We start from the raw sequence: 21,100 nt of genomic DNA on the forward strand, positions 1-21,100 counted from the left end.
AAAATCACGCTTAGCGATCTCTGAACCGGTTGGTAATCGGGTAACGCCGGTCACGGCCGAAATTCTTCTTGGTGATTTTCACGCCCGGCGCGGACTGGCGACGCTTGTATTCGGCGATATAGAGCAAATGCTCGATCCGGTGCACGGTCGCCGCGTCATGACCGCGCGCGACGATCGCATCAACCGCCATTTCCTTTTCCACCAGGCATTCAAGCATGTCATCAAGCGCCGGATAAGGCGGCAGCGAATCCTGATCGGTCTGGTTCGGGCGCAATTCAGCAGAGGGTTTCTTATCAATGATATTCTGCGGGATAAGGTTCAGCGCCGGACCTTTCATGCCGTCCAGCTGATGCCTGTTGCGCCAGTCGGAAATCGAATAGACCTGCATCTTGTAGAGGTCCTTGATCGGGTTGAAGCCGCCATTCATGTCGCCGTAAAGCGTTGCGTAACCGACCGACATTTCCGATTTGTTGCCCGTGGTGACAACCATGAAGCCGAACTTGTTGGAGATCGCCATCAGGATCGTGCCGCGCGTGCGGCTCTGAAGGTTCTCCTCGGTGATCCCTTCCTCCGTGCCTTCAAACATATCGGAAAGCGTCGCCATGAAACCGGTGACCGGCTCCTCGATCGGCACGATATCGTAGCGGCAGCCAATCGCCTTCGCACAGTCAGCCGCATCTTTGAGCGAATCATCGGAGGTATAGCGATAGGGCAGCATGACGCAATGCACCCGCTCAGGCCCCAGCGCATCCACCGCCATGGCAGCACAGAGCGCAGAATCAATGCCGCCGGAAAGCCCCAGCACCACACCTTTGAAGCCATTTTTATTCACATAGTCACCAAGACCAAGCACACAGGCGCGGTAGTCAGCCTCCTCGCCCGTCGGGATCGGCGCAAAGCCGCCATTGACGATCTTCCAGCCTTCATCGCCGCGTTGCCATTCCGACATGATGATCTCTGTGGCAAATTCGCTCGCCTGGAAAGCCAGGGTCCGATCAGTATTGAAGCCGAAGCTGGCGCCGTCATAGACCAGCTCGTCCTGACCGCCGACCGTATTGAGATAGACCAGCGGCAGCCCCGTCTCGATCACCTGTTTCAGAACCACCTGATGGCGGATATCCACCTTGCCGCGATAATAGGGCGAACCATTGGGTGAAAGCAGCAGTTCCGCTCCGCTTTCGGCCAGCGTCTCGCAGACACCGAGATCGCCCCAGATATCCTCGCAGATCGGAATACCAATTCGCACACCGCGAAAATTGACAGGGCCCGGCATCGCTCCCGGAACGAAGACGCGCTTCTCGTCAAACTCACCGTAATTCGGAAGATCGACCTTGTCGCGAATGGCAATGATGGCACCTCCGTCGAGCACAGCGACCGCATTGTGCCGTCCCGCTTCCCCCTGACGCGGGAAACCGACAATCATGCCCGGGCCGCCATCGGCCGTCAGCGCCGCCAGTTCTTCAACGCCCTTCAGGCAGGCTGCCAGAAAAGACGGTTTCATCACCAGATCTTCGGGCTGATAACCGGAAATGAAAAGCTCGGTCGAAACAATGAGATCGGCACCGGCCGCAGCGGCCTTTTCGCGCGCGGCCTTCAGCTTTTCGACATTGCCCGCCACATCCCCGACAGTCGGGTTGAGCTGTGCGAGCGCGATTTTCATATGGTCGGTGATCATGGCAATGTCGCCCATCATGCAAATTGTTCAAAAAACGGTTCGGCGAACCGATACCATGCACACCATGTTTTGCAATCAAGCTCAAGCCGCGAAAAGAAAACGGGGCCACAAAGGGCCCCGCCAGACTGCAGACAACCCTAGCCCCTTCTCTAACGTCATGCCTGTGCTTGGTCCACAGACATCCAGCCGACGCGCGTCCGCGCGGCGAAAGAAACTGCCTATTCAGATCTTTAAGACTATGGATCCCCGTGACAAGCACGGGGATGACGACGCAGCGGTGGTTATGACCCCCGAACAGACAAGCTGAATGACTTTGTCAACAGTCTGACGGGGCCACAAAGGGCCCCGCTTCAAAGCATCGCCGGCAACGATTACTCGTTGATCGCCAGTTTCTTTTCCTCGTAAGCGCTCTTCATCCGCTCGGCCATCAGGAAGGCCAGTTCCAGCGCCTGGTCGGCATTGAGACGCGGATCGCAATGGGTGTGATAGCGGTCGTGAAGATCGTCGCCGGTCAGCGCCCAGGCGCCACCGGTGCACTCCGTCACATCCTTGCCGGTCATCTCCACATGCACGCCGCCCGGATAGGAACCTTCGGACCGGTGGATCTGGAAGAAGGCCTCGACCTCCGCCAGGATACGCTCGAAGGGGCGCGTCTTGTAGGAGTTGAGCGTGATCGTGTTGCCATGCATCGGGTCGCAGGACCAGACCACCTTCTTGCCCTCACGCTCGACAGCGCGAATAAGGCGCGGCAGATGTTCAGCAACCTTGTCGTGGCCGAAGCGGCAGATCAGCGTCAGCCGGCCGGCTTCATTGTCAGGGTTGAGAATATCCGTCAGACGCAGAAGATCGTCTTCAGCAAGCGAGGGACCACATTTCAGCCCGATCGGGTTCTTGATGCCGCGGCAATATTCGACATGGGCATGATCGGCCTGGCGCGTGCGGTCGCCGATCCAGATCATGTGGCCGGAGGTGGCATACCAGTCACCCGAGGTCGAATCGACGCGTGTCAGCGCTTCTTCATAGCCAAGCAGCAATGCCTCGTGGCTGGTGAAGAAATCGGTTTCGCTCAGCGCATGGTTGGAATCGGCGGTAATACCGATCGCCCGCATGAAGGACATGGTTTCCGAAAGGCGATCAGCCAGCTTCTTGTAACGTTCGCCCTGGGGGCTGTCCTTGACGAAGCCAAGCATCCACTGATGCACATTTTCCAGATTGGCATAGCCACCCATGGAAAAGGCGCGCAGCAGGTTCAGCGTTGCCGCCGACTGGCGATAGGCCATCAGCTGACGCTGCGGATCGGGAATACGGGCTTCCTCGGTAAAATCGATGCCATTGATGATGTCACCGCGATAGCTCGGCAGCGTCACACCATTGATGGTCTCATTCGGATTGGAACGCGGCTTGGCGAACTGTCCGGCAATACGGCCAACCTTAACCACAGGCTGCTGGGCGCCAAAGGTCAGGACAACGGCCATCTGCAAAAAGGCACGGAAAAAGTCGCGGATCGTGTCCGCGCCATGTTCCGCAAAGCTCTCGGCACAATCGCCGCCCTGCAGCAGAAAGCCCTTGCCCTCGCAGACATTGGCCAGCGCCGATTTCAGACGGCGGGCCTCGCCGGCAAAGACGAGCGGCGGATATTTCGCAAGCGATGCCTCAGCTTCGGCAAGCTTTTCCTTATCCGGGTATTCCGGCACCTGCAGAATGGGCTTCTTGCGCCAGCTTCCCGGTGTCCAGTTTGTTGCTCTATCCATTGTCTTTTCTACCTGTCCTAACGGTCCGGAACGCCCGAACCGGCCTCTCTCCCTGGATCGGGGGCTTATAGACGCTTCAGGCCGGTTTGTATACCCAAACGGGCAAACGCCTAGCTGACCCCGCCAACGCCTGTCAGGCGCGGCTCCAGCGCCTTCAAAAGCGCCGCAAGGCGCTCGATCACCAGACGGATTTCCGGGCGGTGGCGGTCATCATCATGGGCGACGATAAAGAGCGGATGCGTCAATGTTTCGATCACGTCGCTCTCCCGCATCAGTTTCCCGTTTCTGTCTCCCTCATGCACCGGCAGGATTGAGCGCCCTGCCCCCTGCTCGATCAGGCGCGGCACCAAATGGCGATCCTCGGTCCAGATCATGATGCCCGGCTCGTGGTTTTCAAACACATAGCGGTCGGCTGCCGTCTCGGCGATCGAGGTGCCGAGCGAAATCCAGGGGAGATCATGATTGCCGCGCTCGGAACGCGCCCGATAGACGGCATAGGCCATCCTGACGCTGCGCCTGACCGCCAGATTGCCGCTTTCAGGGGCAGAAAACAACACCGCCACATCGGCGCCACGGAAGGTCAGATCCAGCCCCTGGCGCACGGAATTGCAGCAGATGCGGAACGGGTCCTCGGCGCTACGGATCTGACCGACATGATCCGTCACCAGGCCCGAAAGCCATGTTTCGATGGAAACCGCGACAATCGGCAGCGCGAAGGCATCCTTGTGCCAGTCGGCAATGCCATTGGCTGCCTCACGCATGATCTTGACCCGCTCAAACAGGATCTCACCATCATGGGCCAGCCGGTAGCCGCGCTGCGAGCGGAAAAACAGCGAGCGGCCGAGCGTGCGCTCCAGCGCCAGCATCTTGCGCCCGATGGTCGGCGCGCTCTGCCCGGTACGCTGCGATGCACCGCTCAAGCCCCCGGTTTCGGCCACCTCGAAAAAGAGCTGGAGGTCGTCCCAGCTTGCATCCGCCATTATCACCACTCCCGCAACACGCTCCATAGCCTTTTACCGGAGCATCTCACCGGCGGAACGTTCGAAAATGAAAAGCGCCTTTCATCGAAGACCACTACAGCGCAGACCCCGGAGCGCCTAGCTTTGTGTCATCCAGAAGACAAGGTCAGGAGATCATTATGCTTTACGACTGGCTTGCCGCAACCCCGCCGCGGCCGGAGCGATGCCGCCCGCCCTTTGCCGACCCGCTGGAAGCGCCCGAATGGCGCGAACTCACGCTCACAGCCGGGCTGATCGCCCGGCTGCTGCGTCTTGACGGCGCGGCGCTCTTCAGACGCGTACGCCATTCTTCACCCGATAGCTCGGGCTGTACATCGTCACCAGCTCTTCCGACGCGGTCGGATGAACGGCCATGGTACGGTCGAAATCATCCTTGGTGGCGCCGCTCTTCAGCACAATGCCAAGCAGCTGCGCCATCTCACCGGCATCATGCCCCAGAATATGCGCACCCACGACCTTGCGGTCCGCCGCATTGACGATCAGCTTCATCACCGTGCGTTCGGAACGCCCGGAAAGCGTCGCCTTCATCGGCCGGAACTTGGCGAGATAGACTTCAAGCTCATCATATTTCTTCGCCGCCGCATCCTCGGGCAGACCAACCGTGCCGATTTCCGGCTGGGAAAACACCGCTGTCGCGATGAGATCATGATCCGGAATGGTCGGATTGTCCTTGTATTCCGTCTCGATGAAACACATCGCCTCATGGATCGCCACCGGCGTCAGCTGGATCCGATCGGTGACATCGCCCAGCGCGAAAATGCCCGGTACATTGGTGCGCGAATAGTCGTCGACCAGAATGGCACCCTTGTCATTCACGGCAACGCCAGCGGCCTCAAGGCCGAGTCCGGTCGTATTGGGCAAACGCCCCAGTGCCAGCATGACCTGCCCCGCCTCAAGCGTGCCATTCTTGCCGGTCTGCGCATGCAACGTGCCATCTTCGGCCTTGGAAATACCGGTGATCACGTCTTCGAGGATGATGCGGATCCCTTTTTCTTCCATCGCCTCATGCAGTGCAGACCGAAGATCCATATCAAATCCGCGCAGAATTTCCTCTCCGCGATAGATCAGCGTCGTCTCGACACCCAGCCCATGGAAGATGTTGGCAAACTCGACCGCGATATAACCACCGCCAGCAATCACGATCTTTTCCGGCAGCTGCGCGAGATGGAAGGCCTCGTTGGAGGAGATGGCGAATTCAGCCCCCGGCAATTCGCCATGATGGTTCGGCGCACCGCCAACGGCAATCAGGATCTTTTCAGCGGTCACCTCGCGCCCGGTGGCGACCAGCTTGACTGTGTGCGGTCCTGTCAGAACGGCCCGCGTTTCCAGAATATCGGCGCCGTTATTTTCAAGACCCTTGCGATAAAGCCCTTCAAGGCGGGCGATTTCCTTATCCTTCGCCGCCATCAGGCTTGACCAGTCAAAGCGGCTTTCGCCGACATTCCAGCCATAGCCTTTCGCATCCTCAAAATGCTCGGGATATTGCGAGGCATAGACGAACAGCTTTTTCGGCACGCAGCCGCGGATGACACAGGTGCCGCCAAAGCGATATTCCTCGGCGATCGCGACCTTTTTGCCCATTGAGGCGGCAAGCCGGCCGGCCCTGACACCACCGGAACCGCCGCCAATCACAAACAGGTCATAGTCATAGGTGTCCATCCATCCGCTCCTTGCTGCAATGCATCAATCAATAGGTCTTCCGCCATATGGCGATTGGCCGCGCAAAAATAAAGCCCGGCAAGCCGGGCTTTACATGACAAATGACAGTCAACCCTTTCGGGGACCGATTAATTCGCGGGTTCAGGCGCCGGTGCACCGCCGGCAGAGCCGATCTTTTTGGTCAGCTCGGCCATGGCCTGCTGGTTGAGATCACGGGCAATGCCCTGCGCCCAGGTATCGCCAGCCTGAGAGAGCTCGCGCGAGGCGATCGGGCCATACTGAATGAACTTCTTGCCAACATCGGAAGCGTAGAAGGCGGTCAGCTGCTTCAATTCGTCAACCGTAAAGACCTTGGCATAGATCTGGGCTGCTTCCTGCTCCAGATCGTTGCGTCGCGAGGCAAGCGAAACCGCCACATTGGTCACGACATCATCAATCTCATCGGCATAGTTCGGATAGACCTGCAGCAACTGTGCCTCCACAAGCCCGGCCTGATCCGGCAAAATCGAATTGAACTGTTCGGTGATGCCGAGCGCATCAAGCGCGCCACGTGCGGCCTGCAACTGCTCCGGCGAAACCTCCTGGGCGGAGGCGACCGAGCAAAAACCAATGCCGAGAGCGGCAACAGCAACCGCGATGGAACGACCGACCTTCGCTTTGACAAGCATTCAAAAACTCCTGTTACTGGCTTGCTTCGAGTGTGCGCACGCCATCCGCTCCCGCGACAATGGCCAGCGTTGCAATATTGATAAAAAGCCCATGCTCCACCACGCCCGGAATGGCGTGCAAGGCATCGGACAATGCCTGTGCATCGGGAATGCGGCCAAAAGATGCATCAAGAATGTAATGTCCGCCATCAGTCATGAAGACCCCGTCACCGGAACGACGCAGATCCATGCCTCCAGAAAGGCCGAGTCGCGTCGCAGCTTTCTCGATGGCGAGGCGAGTCGCACCCGAGCCGAAGGGATTGATTTCGATCGGCAGCGGAAAGGCGCCCAGCGTCTCAACGACCTTGGTTTCGTCGGCAATGACAATCATGCGATGCGAAGAGGAAGCAACGATCTTCTCGCGCAAAAGCGCACCGCCGCCACCCTTGATAAGGGTCAGCGCCGGGTCAATTTCATCGGCGCCATCAATGGTCAGATCAAGCTCAAGCACTTCATCAAGCGACTTGAGCGGAATTCCGAGCTCCAGGCACTGCCGCGCCGTACTCTCGGAGGTCGGCACACCGATGATCTCAAAACCTTCGGCAACCTTTTCACCAAGCAGGGCGACGAATTCCCGTGCGGTACTTCCCGTCCCGATACCAAGCCGCATCCCGTTCTCGACATAGCCAAGGGCCGTTTCAGCAGCTTTCACTTTCAACTGACGCGCGTCCATGCGTCCAGTGCTCCTCTTTTTCGTATCTGGCTTAGTACACGCCAAGAACGACAAACAAAAGACCCTTTGCACCAATTCCCATTGATCTCTTATCTTCCAGACAAGAGCGAAGGCCTGACGAAGGTGCCTCCCGCCCGCAAGACTGGTGACATAGCACCACCTGCGAGCGGCCGTATAGGTCGCCTGAAAGCAGGAGATTTACGTTTTCTGCCAAAATGGCAGGAATCCGATCACCAATTGCAGAAAAACAGTCCGATATCACGCAATGAGCCTGTAGACGATACGCAACAATCGCATATATTTCCTGCGCCAGCGCAGCGTTCGGCGCTGTCTGCCTGTGTGCGGTGGCGCATGCTCGGCCAGGCTGTTGTGATTGACCAATGCGCTGTCGACAAACAGCCGGCCACCATTTGCGCAGATCATTTTGTTGAAGGCCACATGCTCGCAGATCTGGTCATTATCCTCATCCATGCCGATATATCGGCAGCCGCGGATTGCCGACAAGCGGTACAACCCCAGCCCCCCGAAAGCACTTTCAACTTCGAGACGCCCATGATCACGGGGCAGAGAGAAACATATGCTATCGATGCTCGATAAGGCAGCATGCTTGTTTCCTTTTCCCGGCAGCGACGAAGCCCGTTTCTTCCAGACATCGGTCGGGCAGATGAGGGGATGCCTCAGAGCCCATAAATCGTAATAGGCATCGGGCTGATTGGCAAACAGACCGGCCCAGCTGCCGTCATCGGTCTCAATCAGATGCGTGAGGTAGTCAATGTCGATCTCTGAATTCACATTGTCGAGATCAAGCAGCAGGTAGTAGGCTTTCTCCGGTGCCGCGACAGCCTCTTCCGCCAGCGAAACAAGGTGATTCCGCAGAAAAGCAAGCCGGTCGCATCGTTTCCAATGCCGCACCTCAATGAGACGAAAGCTCTTGAAGATGCAATTCTGTTGCACCTGTGCGAATTGCGTGAGAATGCGCTTCGTGTCATCGACGGAACTGTTTTCCAGGAAAATGAAGTGCGATCGCTCAAACCGCGCGGCCAACGCAGTGAGCTTCGGCAGGAGCGAAGTCAGCGAATGCGCGCAATCCCGGGCCAGTCCGGCGATAACAAGCTCCTGCCCTCTGCCGACATGGATCGAATCCTGAAACCCTCGTTGTTTACAGACCTTTTCGAGCAATCTAGCCTCTAGTACAATTTCGATTTTCGAAACAACACCCATGAAATATGAATATTCATAGGTGTTATTTTTTTAATTATATTTCTACAAAACATCAGTCAAAAATATATTTCGATTATTTTTTAAAAGTATAATTTATAATTATATTTATATTTATTTTCATCATGAAATAATTCGAAATGATTTAATTATCGAAATTATAATTATAATATACTAGACAAATCGGCCAGCCGTTCCTTTGTGTCACAGTACAAGGCGCATTTTTCAGCCATGAAGGAGAGCAGGCTTGCCGAATCAAGCTTTGCAGGAGCCACCGGAAACCCCACCGATCACTCAGGACAGGCCGCAGGAACTGGTGATCGCCGGACTGGCCCGCGACTGTGCACATTCCCTTGTGACCCTGCTACCCAAGCTCACTGCCCTGTCGGCGCAGTTTGCCCGGTCACATTTCATTTTCCTGGAAAACAGTTCCGTCGATGACACCAGGCGCATTCTCACGCAATTCGCACAGGTGCAACAGAATTGCATCTTCAAGACCTACCCCCTTGTCGATGCACGTTACTGGAAACGCTCGGACCGGGTCGCCCATCTGCGCAACCGCCTGATGAACCTCGCGGAGAAAACGGTTACGAACCCGGAAAACGCCTATTATCTCCAGCTCGATCTCGATGACGTCAATGCAGAGCTCGATATCGATTACATCGCCCAGCGCATCAAGAGCGACGACCACAGCTGGGCAGGCCTATTCCCCAATCAGCCCGGCTTCTACTATGACCTCTGGGCCCTCAGGCATCCGGAATACTGCCCATATGACATATGGGAACGGATAAGACGACGCCCCGCAGACATGAGCAGGGAAGAAGCCTACAAACGCTTCGTCACAGACAACACCTTACAATTGCCGCGCGACAAGGGTCTTGTGGAAGTGTGGAGCGCCTTCGGCGGCCTGGGAATCTATCGCTTCACCACCATCCGCGGTCTCCGCTATAGAGGCCTTGCCGCAGACGGCCGTGAAATATGCGAGCATGTGCCTTTCAACGCGGCGGTCCGGGAACGCGGCGGGCGGCTTTTCATTGACTGCGCAATGGTGAACCATTGGGGGCCAATCACACATGAACCGCCGCACTCCCCTGAACAGAAGAAACGCTCCCGCCGAAACAAGAAGCTGGCGCATATGCTCAATGCTTTTTTCCGGGTCCTTCGCCTGTGATCAAGCATCCAGATCCGCCACGACGTCGCCCGCCATTTTCATGATGGCAGATTTTGCCTGCGCCGTTTGATCCAGGCCACAACGTCTCAACAAAGACCGCGCTAGAGAGAATGCTGTCGCGGAGGCACCCGCCGGTAGATACGTCCTGCGGAAGGAATTTTCTTGCTGAAATTCGCTGCCGCAAGCACTTCCCTCGCCGATATTTCAGGCGATATCCTCGGCTTCAGACAATTTAGCGGCATTTTGCCGAAAAGCCGGAGCAAAAAGGAGACACAATGCCATCGACACTGGTCATCTTCGACCTTGACGGAACGCTGGTCGACACAGCACCGGACCTCATCGAAAGCCTCAACCACGCCATCGAAGCAGCAGAACTGCCGCCCTTTTCCCTTGAACAGGTCAATATCCTCGTCGGACGCGGCGTCCGCGTGATGATTGAGCGCGCTTTTGCCTTTCATCAAAAACCGCTCGATCCGGAAATGTTCGAGCTCTGCTTCAACCGCTTCACCGAGCATTACATCGCCAATATGCCGGGGCAGAGCAAACCCTATCCCGGCATTGAGGCAGCGCTCGACCGCCTTGAAGCGGCCGGTTTTGACCTCGCCGTATGCACAAACAAGCGCGATGAACTGACGGACCGGCTGCTATCCGGCCTCGCACTGAAGAACCGTTTCAGAACCATCATCGGCGGTGATTTCCCCAACCGCAAACCCGATCCCCGCCACATCCTGGCAACGATCGAAAAGGCTGGCGCGACAAAGGAGAACAGCGTCATGATCGGCGACAGTTCCAACGATATCGGCGCGGCAAAATCAGCGGGCGTCGCCACCATCGCCGTCAGTTTCGGCTATACGGACAAGCCAGTCAGGGAATATGGCCCGGACCGGATCATCGACCATTATGATGAACTGACGGTCGATCTGATCAACAGGCTGATCGGCTGAGACGTTCAGGCCGTTGCCTCAGCCGGATGAAAAACGAAAAGGCACGCTCCAGAAGGAACGCGCCTTTCGGTTAATCACAGATGATCGAAAGATCAGCTGGTTTCCCGGACATCCGTCGTCGCCTTGAGGGCGCGGTCGAGATACATGTCGCGGTCATAGACATCGTTGTAATACTGGACCTCACCATTGGCGTCCGGCCAGGCCGTGAAATAGGTCAGGTAGACCGGGAACTGCTGCGGCACATCAACCTGGTGGTTCTCGCCCTCGGCAATATTCGCCTCGACATCACTCACCGGAACGCCAAGAACGGCAGCGGCCATCTTGTTTGGATCAGACAGACGCACGCAACCATGGCTGAGTGCGCGCATGTCACGCGAGAAATATTCCTTCTGCGGCGTGTCATGCATGTAGATTGCATGGCTGTTGGGGAAGAGGATCTTCAGATCCCCCAGTGCATTGCGTTCGCCCGGCGGCTGGCGGACATCGACCATCGGCGCGGCCGCCCAGTTGACCGACGCAGAGGAAATCCGCTTGCCGCCGATGCTGACTTCATAGCCAATCTGATCGAAATAGGCCGGATTCGCCCGCAGCTTCGGCAGATATTCGTTGATGATGATCGAACGCGGAATGCCCCAGTAAGGGTTGAATTCGACCGTCTCGATCTTGTCCATGAAGAAGTTGGTCTGATGCCGCGGGCTGCCGACAACAACGCCCATGTCGAAATTCTGACCATGATCATCATGGTAATAGACACGGAAGGCCGGCTGATTGATGAAGACGTAACGCGCGCCCAGATCATCCGGCAACCAGCGGCGGCGCTCCATGGCATCGACGACCTTGCCGATTTTTTCCGCATTGGTCTCAACATCAAGCGCGCGGACAGTCGCAGGACCGACCACACCATCCGGCGAAAGATTATTCGCGGTCTGGAAATCCTTCACCAGCGCAACAAGCTCGGGCGAATAGACCGGCTCATCCGCATATTGGGCGAAGACATCGGCATGGTCGTTGCGGAACTCGGTCGGGCTCTTGCGCCAGATCGCCTTGACAAGCTTGGGCACCTGATCATCCGTTTTGCCCGGATAGATCATCGTACCTGGCGCGAAAACGATCGGCATGACACCATCTTCCGCATGGCGCAGCTTTTTCAATTCATTCTGAAGCGCTGCAAACTGGGCATCCTGCGGGTTCTGCTCCAGCAGGAAAGCTGCCTGATCATCACTCGTCGAAAGCGCATCGAGCTTGGCAACGAAATCGATCTTCTTGCGATCCATATCATGATAGTCGGAAATATTGTCCGGGATGATCCGGCCGCGATAGGCATCTGATGCATAGTCCAGCGCGCGCGCGGACAGGGCCAGTTCAAACTGCATCAGCGCCTGATTATCGGCCTCGCCATCGTCAGTCAGACTGGAAAGCTCCGGCAGGGCAACGGCATAATCAGCCGGGTCAAGACCAACCGCCTGCGCCTTCGCGAAGAGATCGAGAACAGCCTTGGCCTGATCGGTAACCGCGCCGTCCTTGACCCAGAGCAGCGCACCGCCATTGCTGTAATAATCTTCCAGCGCATTGGCCACCTCTTTGGTGGCGCGCACCTTTGCCGTGGTCAGGGCCTGACGCGGATCGTCGGCAGAGATGGAAACCGTCTGATCGATCGAATTGGCGGCATCGCTTGCGACAGGGGAGCCTGCAGAAATCGACGCAACCTCGGTCTGCGGCTGCGGACCGACCATCTGGTCATCAGCAGGAATAGATCCCGTCACGACCGGATCACGGATATCCTTGATCGCAACCCGCGTCAGCGCCTCCGGCTTGTAGGTAAAGTATTGGGGAACCTTGACCTTGGGCGTATAGACCGGCTTTTTCTGTTCGGTGATTACCGGAACGGTCGGGTTGACCACGGGCCGTTCGGCCTCCTTGCTGCGCCCGCGTATAATGTCCATCAGCGTCAAGGCGTTGGCGCTGGACGGCACGAAGGCGGCCGATATGGAAAGCGCCAGTGCGAGCGATGATACGCGAGTAGCCAGATTAATGCGCAATTTTCTTCCCCGTAGTTGAAGGAAACAATGATGGGTCACCTTACCCCGTCCTACCAATAGCCTCCAATAACATTTCTGCTACCTGTCAATCATATCAAGGGTTGTGTTGAACTTTAACAACACCTGACTGTCGGCGGAGGATACGGTATTTCAGGCGACCTTAACCAAGTGCAATTAACAGGCTGTTAATCACCTCTTGCGCGCAGCAAGGAATATCGCGCTGCAATAATGGCCGGCAAAGCCACCCAAAAACTGGAAAAGAATGAAGGGCAGAACATCTTGCGGGCGAATGCCGGCATAGGTGTCGGAAAAGGCACGGGCAAAGGTAACAGCCGGATTTGCAAAGGATGTCGAGGCTGTGAACCAGCATGCCGACGCGATATAGAGCGCAACAGCCGCAGCCACCGAATCAGGTTTGCTGACGCGTACACACAGGATGGTGAGCATCAGCCCGAAGGTCGCCACCCATTCGCCGAGCCACTGGCCCGGGCCGCTACGGACATGATCGGAGACCTGAAGGAGAGACAGATCGAACATGGCATGGGCAATCCAGACGCCAAACACGGCACCAGCGCATTGCATGACGACATAGATGGTGGCGTCGACAACGCCGATTTCGCCGCGCTTGAGAAAGACACTCGTCACAACGGGATTGAAATGCGCCCCGGAGACCGGCCCCAATGCGAGAATCAGAACGTAGAGGATCGCAGCCGTCGGGATGACATTGCCGAACAATGCCGTACCCGCCGCCCCTACCGACAACGTATCCGCCATGATGCCGGAACCGATCACCGTTGCCAGCAGCGCGGCTGTTCCCACAAATTCGGCCGCCGCGCGACTTACACGTTCATTCATACTACTCTCCCGAAATGCCATGCCCTCCCCGGACACGAATCAAGAACCAGACCGGCACGGAGCGCCTCGACGCTGATTTTTGATTTACGTACATCAACACCATTTCACTTTGATCTCAATCGAATTCCGCAACGAAATTGTGTTTGGTGATGGAGAAGCGGCGCGCAACGCGGCTTCTGAACCTTCAGGAGACAAAAGGTCGCAGGGTTTGACTGACTTGCGCAGGCAGGATTGGCGGCCGGACCTGTCCGGCAGTTTCCTGGCAATTATTAGTCCGCAAGAACGCAACAAAATGCGGACAATTGCATAATGACAGGATGCAGAATTCGCCAAGGGACGTGATTCCAGCCGCCAACGATCGCACTTGCCAACGCCGAAGGGCGCTCATCCAGCTTTCTGCATCCCTTAAACCGAATAAGTTCGGCATGATTATTGACAGATCACACGTTGGCGCGCGATTGCATGTTGCAACGTCATTTGACCGGATTTTTGATGAACTGCATGGCGCATAACGCCATTGCCGAGAGAGGTAGAGGAAACATGACTTCAACCCGTATCGAAACCGACACCTTTGGCCCGATCGAGGTCGCAAGCGATCGCTACTGGGGTGCCCAGGCCCAGCGTTCGCTCGGCAACTTCAAAATCGGCTGGGAAAAGCAGCCGTTGTCGATCGTGCGTGCGCTTGGTGTTGTCAAGCAATCGGCCGCCCGCGCCAATATGGCACTCGGCCGCCTCGATCCGAAGATTGGCGAAGCCATTGTTGCCGCCGCCCAGGAAGTCATCGACGGCAAGCTCAACGACCATTTTCCGCTCGTTGTCTGGCAGACCGGTTCGGGCACCCAGTCGAACATGAACGCCAATGAGGTGATCTCCAACCGCGCAATCGAAATGCTCGGCGGCGAGATGGGTTCGAAGAAGCCGGTCCATCCGAATGACCATGTCAATATGAGCCAGTCGTCGAACGACACCTATCCGACAGCCATGCATATTGCCTGCGCGGAACAGATTGCCCACCACCTGCTGCCGAACCTGAAGCACCTGCAGCAGGCCCTGGCGGCCAAGGAAAAGGAATTCGCAGCGATCATCAAGATCGGCCGCACCCACACCCAGGACGCCACGCCGCTGACGCTGGGACAGGAATTCTCCGGCTATGCCGCGCAAGTTGCCTCCGCTATCAAGCGCATCGAACTGTCGATGACCGGTCTTTACGAGCTCGCCCAGGGCGGAACCGCTGTCGGCACCGGCCTGAACGCCCCGATCGGCTTTGCCGAAAAGGTTGCCGAGGAAGCAGCCAAGATCACCGGTCTGCCCTTCGTCACCGCGCCGAACAAGTTTGAGGCACTTGCCGCTCACGACGCCATGGTCTTTGCCCACGGCGCCATCAACGCCGCTGCAGCCGCCTGCTTCAAGATCGCCAACGACATCCGCTATCTTGCCTCGGGTCCGCGTTCCGGCCTCGGCGAACTGGCGCTACCGGAAAACGAGCCGGGCTCATCGATCATGCCGGGCAAGGTCAACCCGACCCAGAACGAAGCCATGACCCAGGTCTGCGCCCATATCTTCGGCAATCAGGCAGCACTCACCTTTGCCGGCAGCCAGGGCCAGTTCGAGCTCAATGTCTACAATCCGATGATGGCCTACAACTTCCTGCAGTCGGTGCAGCTCTTGGGCGACGCCGCCCTCTCCTTCACTGACAACTGCGTCGTTGGCATCAAGGCCCGCGAAGACAACATCAAGGCAGGTCTGGAACGCTCGCTGATGCTGGTCACGGCACTTGCGCCGAAGATCGGCTACGACGCTGCCGCCAAGATCGCCAAGACCGCGCACAAGAACAACACCACGCTGCGCGAGGAAGCTCTTGCCACCGGCCTCGTCACCGAAGCCGAATATGACGAACTGGTCCGTCCGGAGCTGATGATTGCGCCGCACTGATCGGATCTGCATCTGATGGAATGATGATCCCGGCCGGAAACGGCCGGGATTTTTCATGGTCTCAGACCTTCAGCGCCGCCGCCACCGCGACCATGCCGAAACCGATCAGAACGCCGCCGGAGACGCGCGCGACCCAGTGGGCGAAGCTTTCCGGCAGGCGGTGCCGGACGATGGCGACGAGGCCGGACAGAAACAGCCACCATAAAAGCGAGCCGCAGAAAATGCCAAAAACGACGACCAGTGCCGCCTGGCCGCGTCCGACATCGGCAAGGCCGAAGCCGGCAAAGATCGCGGCAAAGGACAGGATCGTCGCCGGATTGGCAATCGTCAGAAGATAGGTCGTGGCGAAGGTCTTGACGAGATCATTGCCCGCCGTGTCCGGTGCAGCCTCGACACCGCTGCGCCGCATATCACGCCAGCCGAGAAAGATCAAAAACGCCCCGCCCGCAACCGCGAGCGGCATGGAAACCACCGCCAGCACGGATGAAAAGGCGGAAAAGCCGAACGCCGCCAGCGCACCATAGGTGGCATCCGCAAGAGCGGTCCCGAACCCGCCGGAAAAGCCGGCAAAAAATCCGCGCCTGAGTGTCCGGTTGATGCAGAGCGTACCGATCGGCCCGAGCGGTGCGGCAATGGCAAGGCCGATGACCAGGGATTTGAGAAAGAGGGGCATCAGCATCATGACGGATCTCCATCATCTCGAAATGAACGTTCTCGTGCGGTGGAGAGCGTGATGATTGTCTCGCTGGCGGCGATGTAGCCAGCCCTTTTGAGTTCGCCCAGAAAGGCCTCGACATCGCCGAGCACGGCGAAGCGCAGTTTCAGAAGATACGACCAGCGACCCGACACATGATGACATTCCAGCACATCCGGATGGCGTGCCATCGCCCTGCGGAACGCCTCCTCATCGGTATCAGCTGCCAGCAGAAGCTGGATGAAGACCAATACGCTTTCGTCCAGCGCGCGATGACTGACCTCGACGGTAAAGCGCCGGATCACGCCGGTCGCCTGCAGCTTGCGAATACGCTCGTTGACCGCCGATTGCGACAGACCGACCGCCGCCCCGATATCGGCAAGCGAACGGCGCGCGTCGGCGCCAAGCAGGTTGATGATCTTGCGGTCTGTGCGGTCCATGATGATCCGTTCCACCCGATGGCACGAGCACTGACACGCCTCAGCGCCAATGACAAGAAATTCAGTCGGTGGAATACAAAAAGACCGCAAATTTTGCGGTCTTTCATATGTCTGACCGCTGAATTTGCGGTACAATCAAAGAAACTGACTTCGGAGCAGACGTCAGGCGGGCACGTAGGCTCAATGTGCCGCTTCGCGCGCCTTGGCTAGTTCCGCCAGATCGGCGGCCTTGAGTTCGACGGATTCGCCGCAGCCGCAGGCAGATGTTTGGTTCGGATTGTTGAAGACAAAGCCGGTTTTCAGCTTGGTGACTTCGAAATCCATTTCGGTACCGAGCAGATAAAGCGAGGCAGCCGGATCGACCCAGACGGAAGCGCCATCGCGCTCGGTAAGGTCGTCGCGCGGGTTCGGCTCGCTCACCAGCGCCACTTCATATTCCATGCCAGCACAGCCGCCCTTCTTGATCGAAACGCGGATGCCCTTGGCATCGGGGCCGGAAGCGGCAACGATCTCACGCACGCGGGCCGCGGCGGCATCTGTAAGGGTAATGACCTGAAAGCCCATATTCTTCTCCTTCAACATCCGGGTTCAAGGCCCGGCGTCCAGGTTCAATGTGTGTGCTGAAAGCCGGCCGGTCAATACCAGCCGACGGCAACCTTGGCTTCTTCCGACATACGGTCCGGCGTCCACGGCGGGTCAAAGGTCATCTCGACCTCGACACCGGACACGCCTTCGACGGCACCAACGGCATTTTCGACCCAGGCCGGCATTTCACCGGCAACCGGGCAACCGGGCGCGGTCAGCGTCATGGCGATCTTCACCATGCGGTCGTCCTCGATATCGATCTTGTAGATCAGGCCAAGCTCGAAGATATCGGCAGGAATTTCCGGGTCATAGACCGTCTTCAGCGCCGAGACGATATCATCGCCAAGGCGTGCCAGTTCCTCGGCCGGGATTGCCGATCCATTGTCTTCAAGCTTCAACTCTTCCCGATGATCGGGCTCTTCAACTGCCATGAAATGCTCCTCAGGCGAAGAAAGATCGCGCATAGTCGAGAGCCTCGACCAATGCATCGACCTCGGCCTTTGTATTATACATGCCGAAAGATGCGCGGCATGTCGAGGTCACACCGAAACGGGTGAGCAACGGCTGGGCGCAATGGGTACCGGCCCTGACAGCCACGCCGCGCCGGTCAATAATCGTGGAAATGTCATGCGCATGAATGCCTTCAATGGCGAAGGAAAAGATGCCGCCCTTGTCCGGCGCATTGCCGAAAACCTTCAGCGCATTCACATGCGACAGCTGCTCGCGCGCATAGGCGGTCAGCGAAGCCTCGTGTTCAGCAATCGCAGCGCGGCCGACGCCTTCCATGTAATCAAGCGCGACACCAAGCCCGATCGCCTGGACGATTGGCGGCGTTCCCGCTTCGAAGCGATGCGGCGGCTCCGCATAGGTAATACGATCAAGCGAAACCTCGCCGATCATCTCGCCGCCACCCTGAAACGGACGCATCGATGCCAGTCGCTCGGCCTTGCCGTAAAGCACGCCAATGCCGGAGGGACCGTAGAGCTTGTGACCGGTCACCGCGTACCAGTCGCAATCGATATCCTGCACATCGACCGGCATGTGAACCGCGCCCTGCGACCCGTCGATCAGCACCGGAATGCCACGTTCATGGGCGATACGGCAGACTTCCTTGACATCGACGACCGTGCCGAGCGCGTTCGACATATGCGTCAGCGCGACGAGCTTGGTCCGCTCCGTCAGGCACTTCTCGAAATCCTCGATATGGAACACGCCCTCATCATCGACCGGCGCCCAGACGAGCTTGGCACCCTTGCGCTCGCGCACAAAATGCCACGGCACGATATTGGCGTGATGCTCCATGATCGAGATGACGATCTCGTCGCCCTCTCCGATATTGTCCATCGCCCAGCCATAGGCGACCGTGTTGATCGCTTCGGTGGACGACTTGGTAAAGACGATATCATCAACGGATGGCGCATTGAGGAAACGGCGCACCTTCTCGCGCGCCGCCTCATAGGCATCGGTTGCCGCATTGGACAGAAAATGCAGGCCGCGATGCACATTGGCATATTCGTGGGCATAGGCATTGGACACCGCGTCAATCACAGCCTGCGGCTTCTGTGCGGATGCGCCGTTGTCGAGATAGACCAGCGGCTTGCCATAGACCTCGCGCGCAAGGATCGGAAAATCCGCCCGGATCGCCTCAACATCATAGGCGGGTGACCCCGCCTTTAAAACAGCCTCATTCATGACGCTCCAGCCAATCCGCGATGATCGCCTCGACAGCCTCGGAGATCGCTTCGCTTTCCAGTTCCTCGACGATCTCTGCCAGGAAGGCATTGATCAACAGGCCGCGGGCCACCTTTTCCGGGATACCGCGCGCCATCATGTAATAGAGGTGAACGGGATCCAGATCGGTGACGGTCGCGCCATGGCCGCACTGCACGTCATCGGCAAAGATTTCCAACTCCGGCTTGGCGGAGAAGGAACCGTCATCGGTCATCAGCAGCGTGTTGCAGGCCATCTTGGCATCAACCTTCTGCGCATCGGGCGCCACCCGGATCATGCCCTGGAAGACGCCGCGGGCACGGTCGAACACCACATTGCGGATCGTCTCGGTCGAGGTCGTGTTGGGCACGTTGTGGCCGAGCGTGAAGGTGATGTCGGTATGGGTATCGCCACCGAGCAGATTGACGCCGCGCAGCATCAGATCGGCCCCCTCGCCCACCACATCGCAATCAATCTCCTGGCGCACCAGCTTGCCGCCGGCATTGACCACCAGAAGCTTCAGCTTCGCGTTGTCGCCAAGCGAAATCTTCAGCTTGCCGAGATGCGTATCGGCTGCGCCCTGACGTTGCAGGATGATATAGGTCACCTCGGTGTCCTTGCCGAGGGTAAGCGCTGTTACGGCGCTGACAAGCGCCGGGGCATCCCCCGGTGCAAAATGCTGTTCCACCAGCGTTGCAGAAGCGCCGTCGCCAATGGTCACCGCATTGCGGGTATGGGTCTGGCCGCCGCTGTGAACCGCCTGAATTTCCACCGGCGTGGCAAGTGCTGCCCCTTCCGGCACGTCGACGACATAGCCATCGCTGACCAATGCGCCATTGATCATCGAAATCGCATCATCGCGACGCGAGACAGCGAGCGCCTCGGCATAGCCGCCCTCGCCGATAACATCGGCAAGCGTCTTCACCGAGACACCGCCCTCAAGGGCTGTTTCGCGGGCGGCGCCATTGTTGAGCTTCAGCACGGAAGCGCCTTGCAGCAGCGGCGCAACACCACCGACACTCTCGCCATCGGCTTCGGGAATGGCGCGCAGCAGGCTTTTCAGATCCGTGTAATGCCAGGCCTCGACACGCCGTGTCGGCAGACCGGTGGTGGAAAGCGCACTGACAAGACGGTCGCGCGCCGTAGTGACGTCGGCATCGCCCGGCAGTTCACCGAGCTTTGCGCCGAAAGAGGCGATCAATGCCTGTTCGGCCGCCGTCAGCGTCGTGGTTTTCTGCATATTCATCACGCCCTCCCGGCTCAGGCCGCAGCACCAATGATATCGGCATAGCCATTGGCTTCCAGTTCCAGCGCCAGGCTCTTGTCGCCGGTCTTGATGATCTGACCCTTGTAGAGAACATGGACCGTGTCCGGCACGATGTAATCGAGCAGGCGCTGATAATGGGTAATCACCATGGTCGAGCGGGTCGGCGAGCGCAGCGCATTCACACCGTCAGCGACGATCTTCAGCGCGTCGATATCGAGGCCCGAATCGGTTTCGTCAAGCACGCAGAGCTTCGGCTCCAGAAGCGCCATCTGCAGGATTTCGGCGCGCTTCTTCTCGCCGCCGGAAAAGCCGACATTGAGCGGACGCTTCAGCATGTCGAAATCGATTTTCAGTTCAGCGGCACCGGCCTTGACCTTGCGGATGAAGTCCGGCGTCGAAAGCTCGGCCTCGCCGCGTGCCTTGCGCTGTTCGTTGATCGCCACCTTGAGGAACTGCATGGTGGCAACACCCGGGATCTCGACCGGATACTGGAAGGCCAGGAAAATGCCCTTGGCGGCGCGCTCAGCGGCGTCCAGTTCAAGGATGTTTTCGCCGTTGAACAGGATCTCCCCCTCGGTCACCTCATAGTCATCGCGACCGGAGAGGATGTAGGAGAGTGTCGACTTGCCGGAGCCGTTCGGCCCCATGATGGCGGCAACCTCGCCGTCCTGAATGGTGAGGCTCAGGCCACGGATGATTTCGGTGCCTTCATCGGCAATACGGGCATGCAGGTTCTTGATCTCAAGCATGGTTAAAGTCCT

General features: G+C 58.0%; 19 protein-coding genes. 3 read left to right on the forward strand and 16 right to left on the reverse strand.

Annotated elements, in window-relative coordinates; translation table 11 throughout:
• Positions 1-10: 10 nt before the first annotated feature.
• The 7 genes from FJU08_RS13345 to FJU08_RS13375 all read right to left on the reverse strand — a co-directional run bounded on the left by FJU08_RS13345 (position 11) and on the right by FJU08_RS13375 (position 8,705).
• The gene (locus FJU08_RS13345) at positions 11-1,690 is read right to left on the reverse strand and encodes an NAD+ synthase (RefSeq protein ID WP_141149562.1); all 1,680 of its coding nucleotides are present in this window, start codon (positions 1,688-1,690) and stop codon (positions 11-13) included.
• 356 nt (positions 1,691-2,046) lie between these two features.
• A complete protein-coding gene (locus FJU08_RS13350) occupies positions 2,047-3,426 on the reverse strand; it encodes a class II 3-deoxy-7-phosphoheptulonate synthase (protein WP_141149505.1) in 1,380 nt (459 codons plus the stop codon).
• 110 nt (positions 3,427-3,536) lie between these two features.
• On the reverse strand, positions 3,537-4,406 hold the full coding sequence (locus FJU08_RS13355) for a LysR family transcriptional regulator (RefSeq protein WP_141149506.1): 870 nt from the start codon (positions 4,404-4,406) through the stop codon (positions 3,537-3,539).
• Positions 4,407-4,715: 309 nt separating this feature from the next.
• Complete coding sequence (gene gor / locus FJU08_RS13360; RefSeq protein WP_141149507.1) at positions 4,716-6,104, reverse strand: glutathione-disulfide reductase; 1,389 nt, start codon at positions 6,102-6,104, stop codon at positions 4,716-4,718.
• A 128-nt stretch (positions 6,105-6,232) separates the two neighbouring features.
• Positions 6,233-6,772 carry a DUF2059 domain-containing protein gene (locus FJU08_RS13365; RefSeq protein WP_141149508.1) on the reverse strand — a complete coding sequence of 180 codons (540 nt, stop codon included), beginning with the start codon at positions 6,770-6,772 and terminating at the stop codon, positions 6,233-6,235.
• Between the two features lie 13 nt (positions 6,773-6,785).
• On the reverse strand, positions 6,786-7,484 hold the full coding sequence (gene rpiA, locus FJU08_RS13370; protein WP_141149509.1) for a ribose-5-phosphate isomerase RpiA: 699 nt from the start codon (positions 7,482-7,484) through the stop codon (positions 6,786-6,788).
• A 258-nt stretch (positions 7,485-7,742) separates the two neighbouring features.
• Positions 7,743-8,705, reverse strand: coding sequence for a hypothetical protein (locus tag FJU08_RS13375; RefSeq protein WP_141149510.1), 963 nt, complete (start codon positions 8,703-8,705; stop codon positions 7,743-7,745).
• Positions 8,706-8,949: 244 nt separating this feature from the next.
• On the opposite strand from FJU08_RS13375, the gene FJU08_RS13380 reads away from it, so the two are divergent.
• Together FJU08_RS13380 and gph are read left to right on the forward strand one after the other, a co-directional pair.
• Positions 8,950-9,873, forward strand: coding sequence for a hypothetical protein (locus FJU08_RS13380; protein WP_141149511.1), 924 nt, complete (start codon positions 8,950-8,952; stop codon positions 9,871-9,873).
• A 275-nt stretch (positions 9,874-10,148) separates the two neighbouring features.
• The gene (gene gph, locus FJU08_RS13385; protein ID WP_141149512.1) at positions 10,149-10,817 is read left to right on the forward strand and encodes a phosphoglycolate phosphatase; all 669 of its coding nucleotides are present in this window, start codon (positions 10,149-10,151) and stop codon (positions 10,815-10,817) included.
• Between the two features lie 92 nt (positions 10,818-10,909).
• Here gph and FJU08_RS13390 read toward each other — a convergent pair whose 3' ends face one another.
• Both FJU08_RS13390 and FJU08_RS13395 read right to left on the reverse strand, forming a co-directional pair.
• Entirely contained in the window at positions 10,910-12,856 is a 1,947-nt protein-coding gene (locus FJU08_RS13390; protein ID WP_235890690.1) for a L,D-transpeptidase family protein, read from the reverse strand.
• Between the two features lie 189 nt (positions 12,857-13,045).
• Positions 13,046-13,711, reverse strand: coding sequence for an aquaporin (locus FJU08_RS13395; protein ID WP_141149513.1), 666 nt, complete (start codon positions 13,709-13,711; stop codon positions 13,046-13,048).
• Between the two features lie 540 nt (positions 13,712-14,251).
• Between FJU08_RS13395 and fumC the strand changes: the two genes are divergently transcribed.
• On the forward strand, positions 14,252-15,643 hold the full coding sequence (gene fumC / locus FJU08_RS13400) for a class II fumarate hydratase (RefSeq protein ID WP_141149514.1): 1,392 nt from the start codon (positions 14,252-14,254) through the stop codon (positions 15,641-15,643).
• A gap of 61 nt (positions 15,644-15,704) precedes the next feature.
• Here fumC and FJU08_RS13405 read toward each other — a convergent pair whose 3' ends face one another.
• The 7 genes from FJU08_RS13405 to sufC all read right to left on the reverse strand — a co-directional run bounded on the left by FJU08_RS13405 (position 15,705) and on the right by sufC (position 21,088).
• Positions 15,705-16,325 carry a LysE family translocator gene (locus tag FJU08_RS13405; RefSeq protein ID WP_328592418.1) on the reverse strand — a complete coding sequence of 207 codons (621 nt, stop codon included), beginning with the start codon at positions 16,323-16,325 and terminating at the stop codon, positions 15,705-15,707.
• Entirely contained in the window at positions 16,322-16,777 is a 456-nt protein-coding gene (locus FJU08_RS13410; protein ID WP_141149515.1) for an Lrp/AsnC family transcriptional regulator, read from the reverse strand. The genes FJU08_RS13405 and FJU08_RS13410 overlap by 4 nt, the downstream gene beginning before the upstream one ends.
• 180 nt (positions 16,778-16,957) lie before the next feature.
• Positions 16,958-17,341 carry a Fe-S cluster assembly scaffold SufA gene (gene sufA, locus FJU08_RS13415; protein WP_141149516.1) on the reverse strand — a complete coding sequence of 128 codons (384 nt, stop codon included), beginning with the start codon at positions 17,339-17,341 and terminating at the stop codon, positions 16,958-16,960.
• Between the two features lie 71 nt (positions 17,342-17,412).
• Positions 17,413-17,793 (reverse strand): SUF system Fe-S cluster assembly protein, encoded by a 381-nt coding sequence (locus tag FJU08_RS13420; protein WP_141149517.1) that lies wholly within the window; start codon positions 17,791-17,793, stop codon positions 17,413-17,415.
• A 10-nt stretch (positions 17,794-17,803) separates the two neighbouring features.
• On the reverse strand, positions 17,804-19,054 hold the full coding sequence (locus tag FJU08_RS13425; protein ID WP_141149518.1) for a cysteine desulfurase: 1,251 nt from the start codon (positions 19,052-19,054) through the stop codon (positions 17,804-17,806).
• A complete protein-coding gene (gene sufD, locus FJU08_RS13430; RefSeq protein ID WP_141149519.1) occupies positions 19,047-20,318 on the reverse strand; it encodes a Fe-S cluster assembly protein SufD in 1,272 nt (423 codons plus the stop codon). Before sufD ends, FJU08_RS13425 begins: the two co-directional genes overlap by 8 nt.
• Before the next feature lie 14 nt (positions 20,319-20,332).
• Positions 20,333-21,088: a Fe-S cluster assembly ATPase SufC gene (sufC, locus tag FJU08_RS13435; RefSeq protein WP_141149520.1), complete on the reverse strand. Its 756-nt coding sequence runs from the start codon at positions 21,086-21,088 to the stop codon at positions 20,333-20,335.
• Positions 21,089-21,100: the final 12 nt, after the last annotated feature.

Source organism: Martelella alba, from assembly GCF_006516955.1.
GTDB classification, from domain to species: domain Bacteria; phylum Pseudomonadota; class Alphaproteobacteria; order Rhizobiales; family Rhizobiaceae; genus Martelella; species Martelella alba.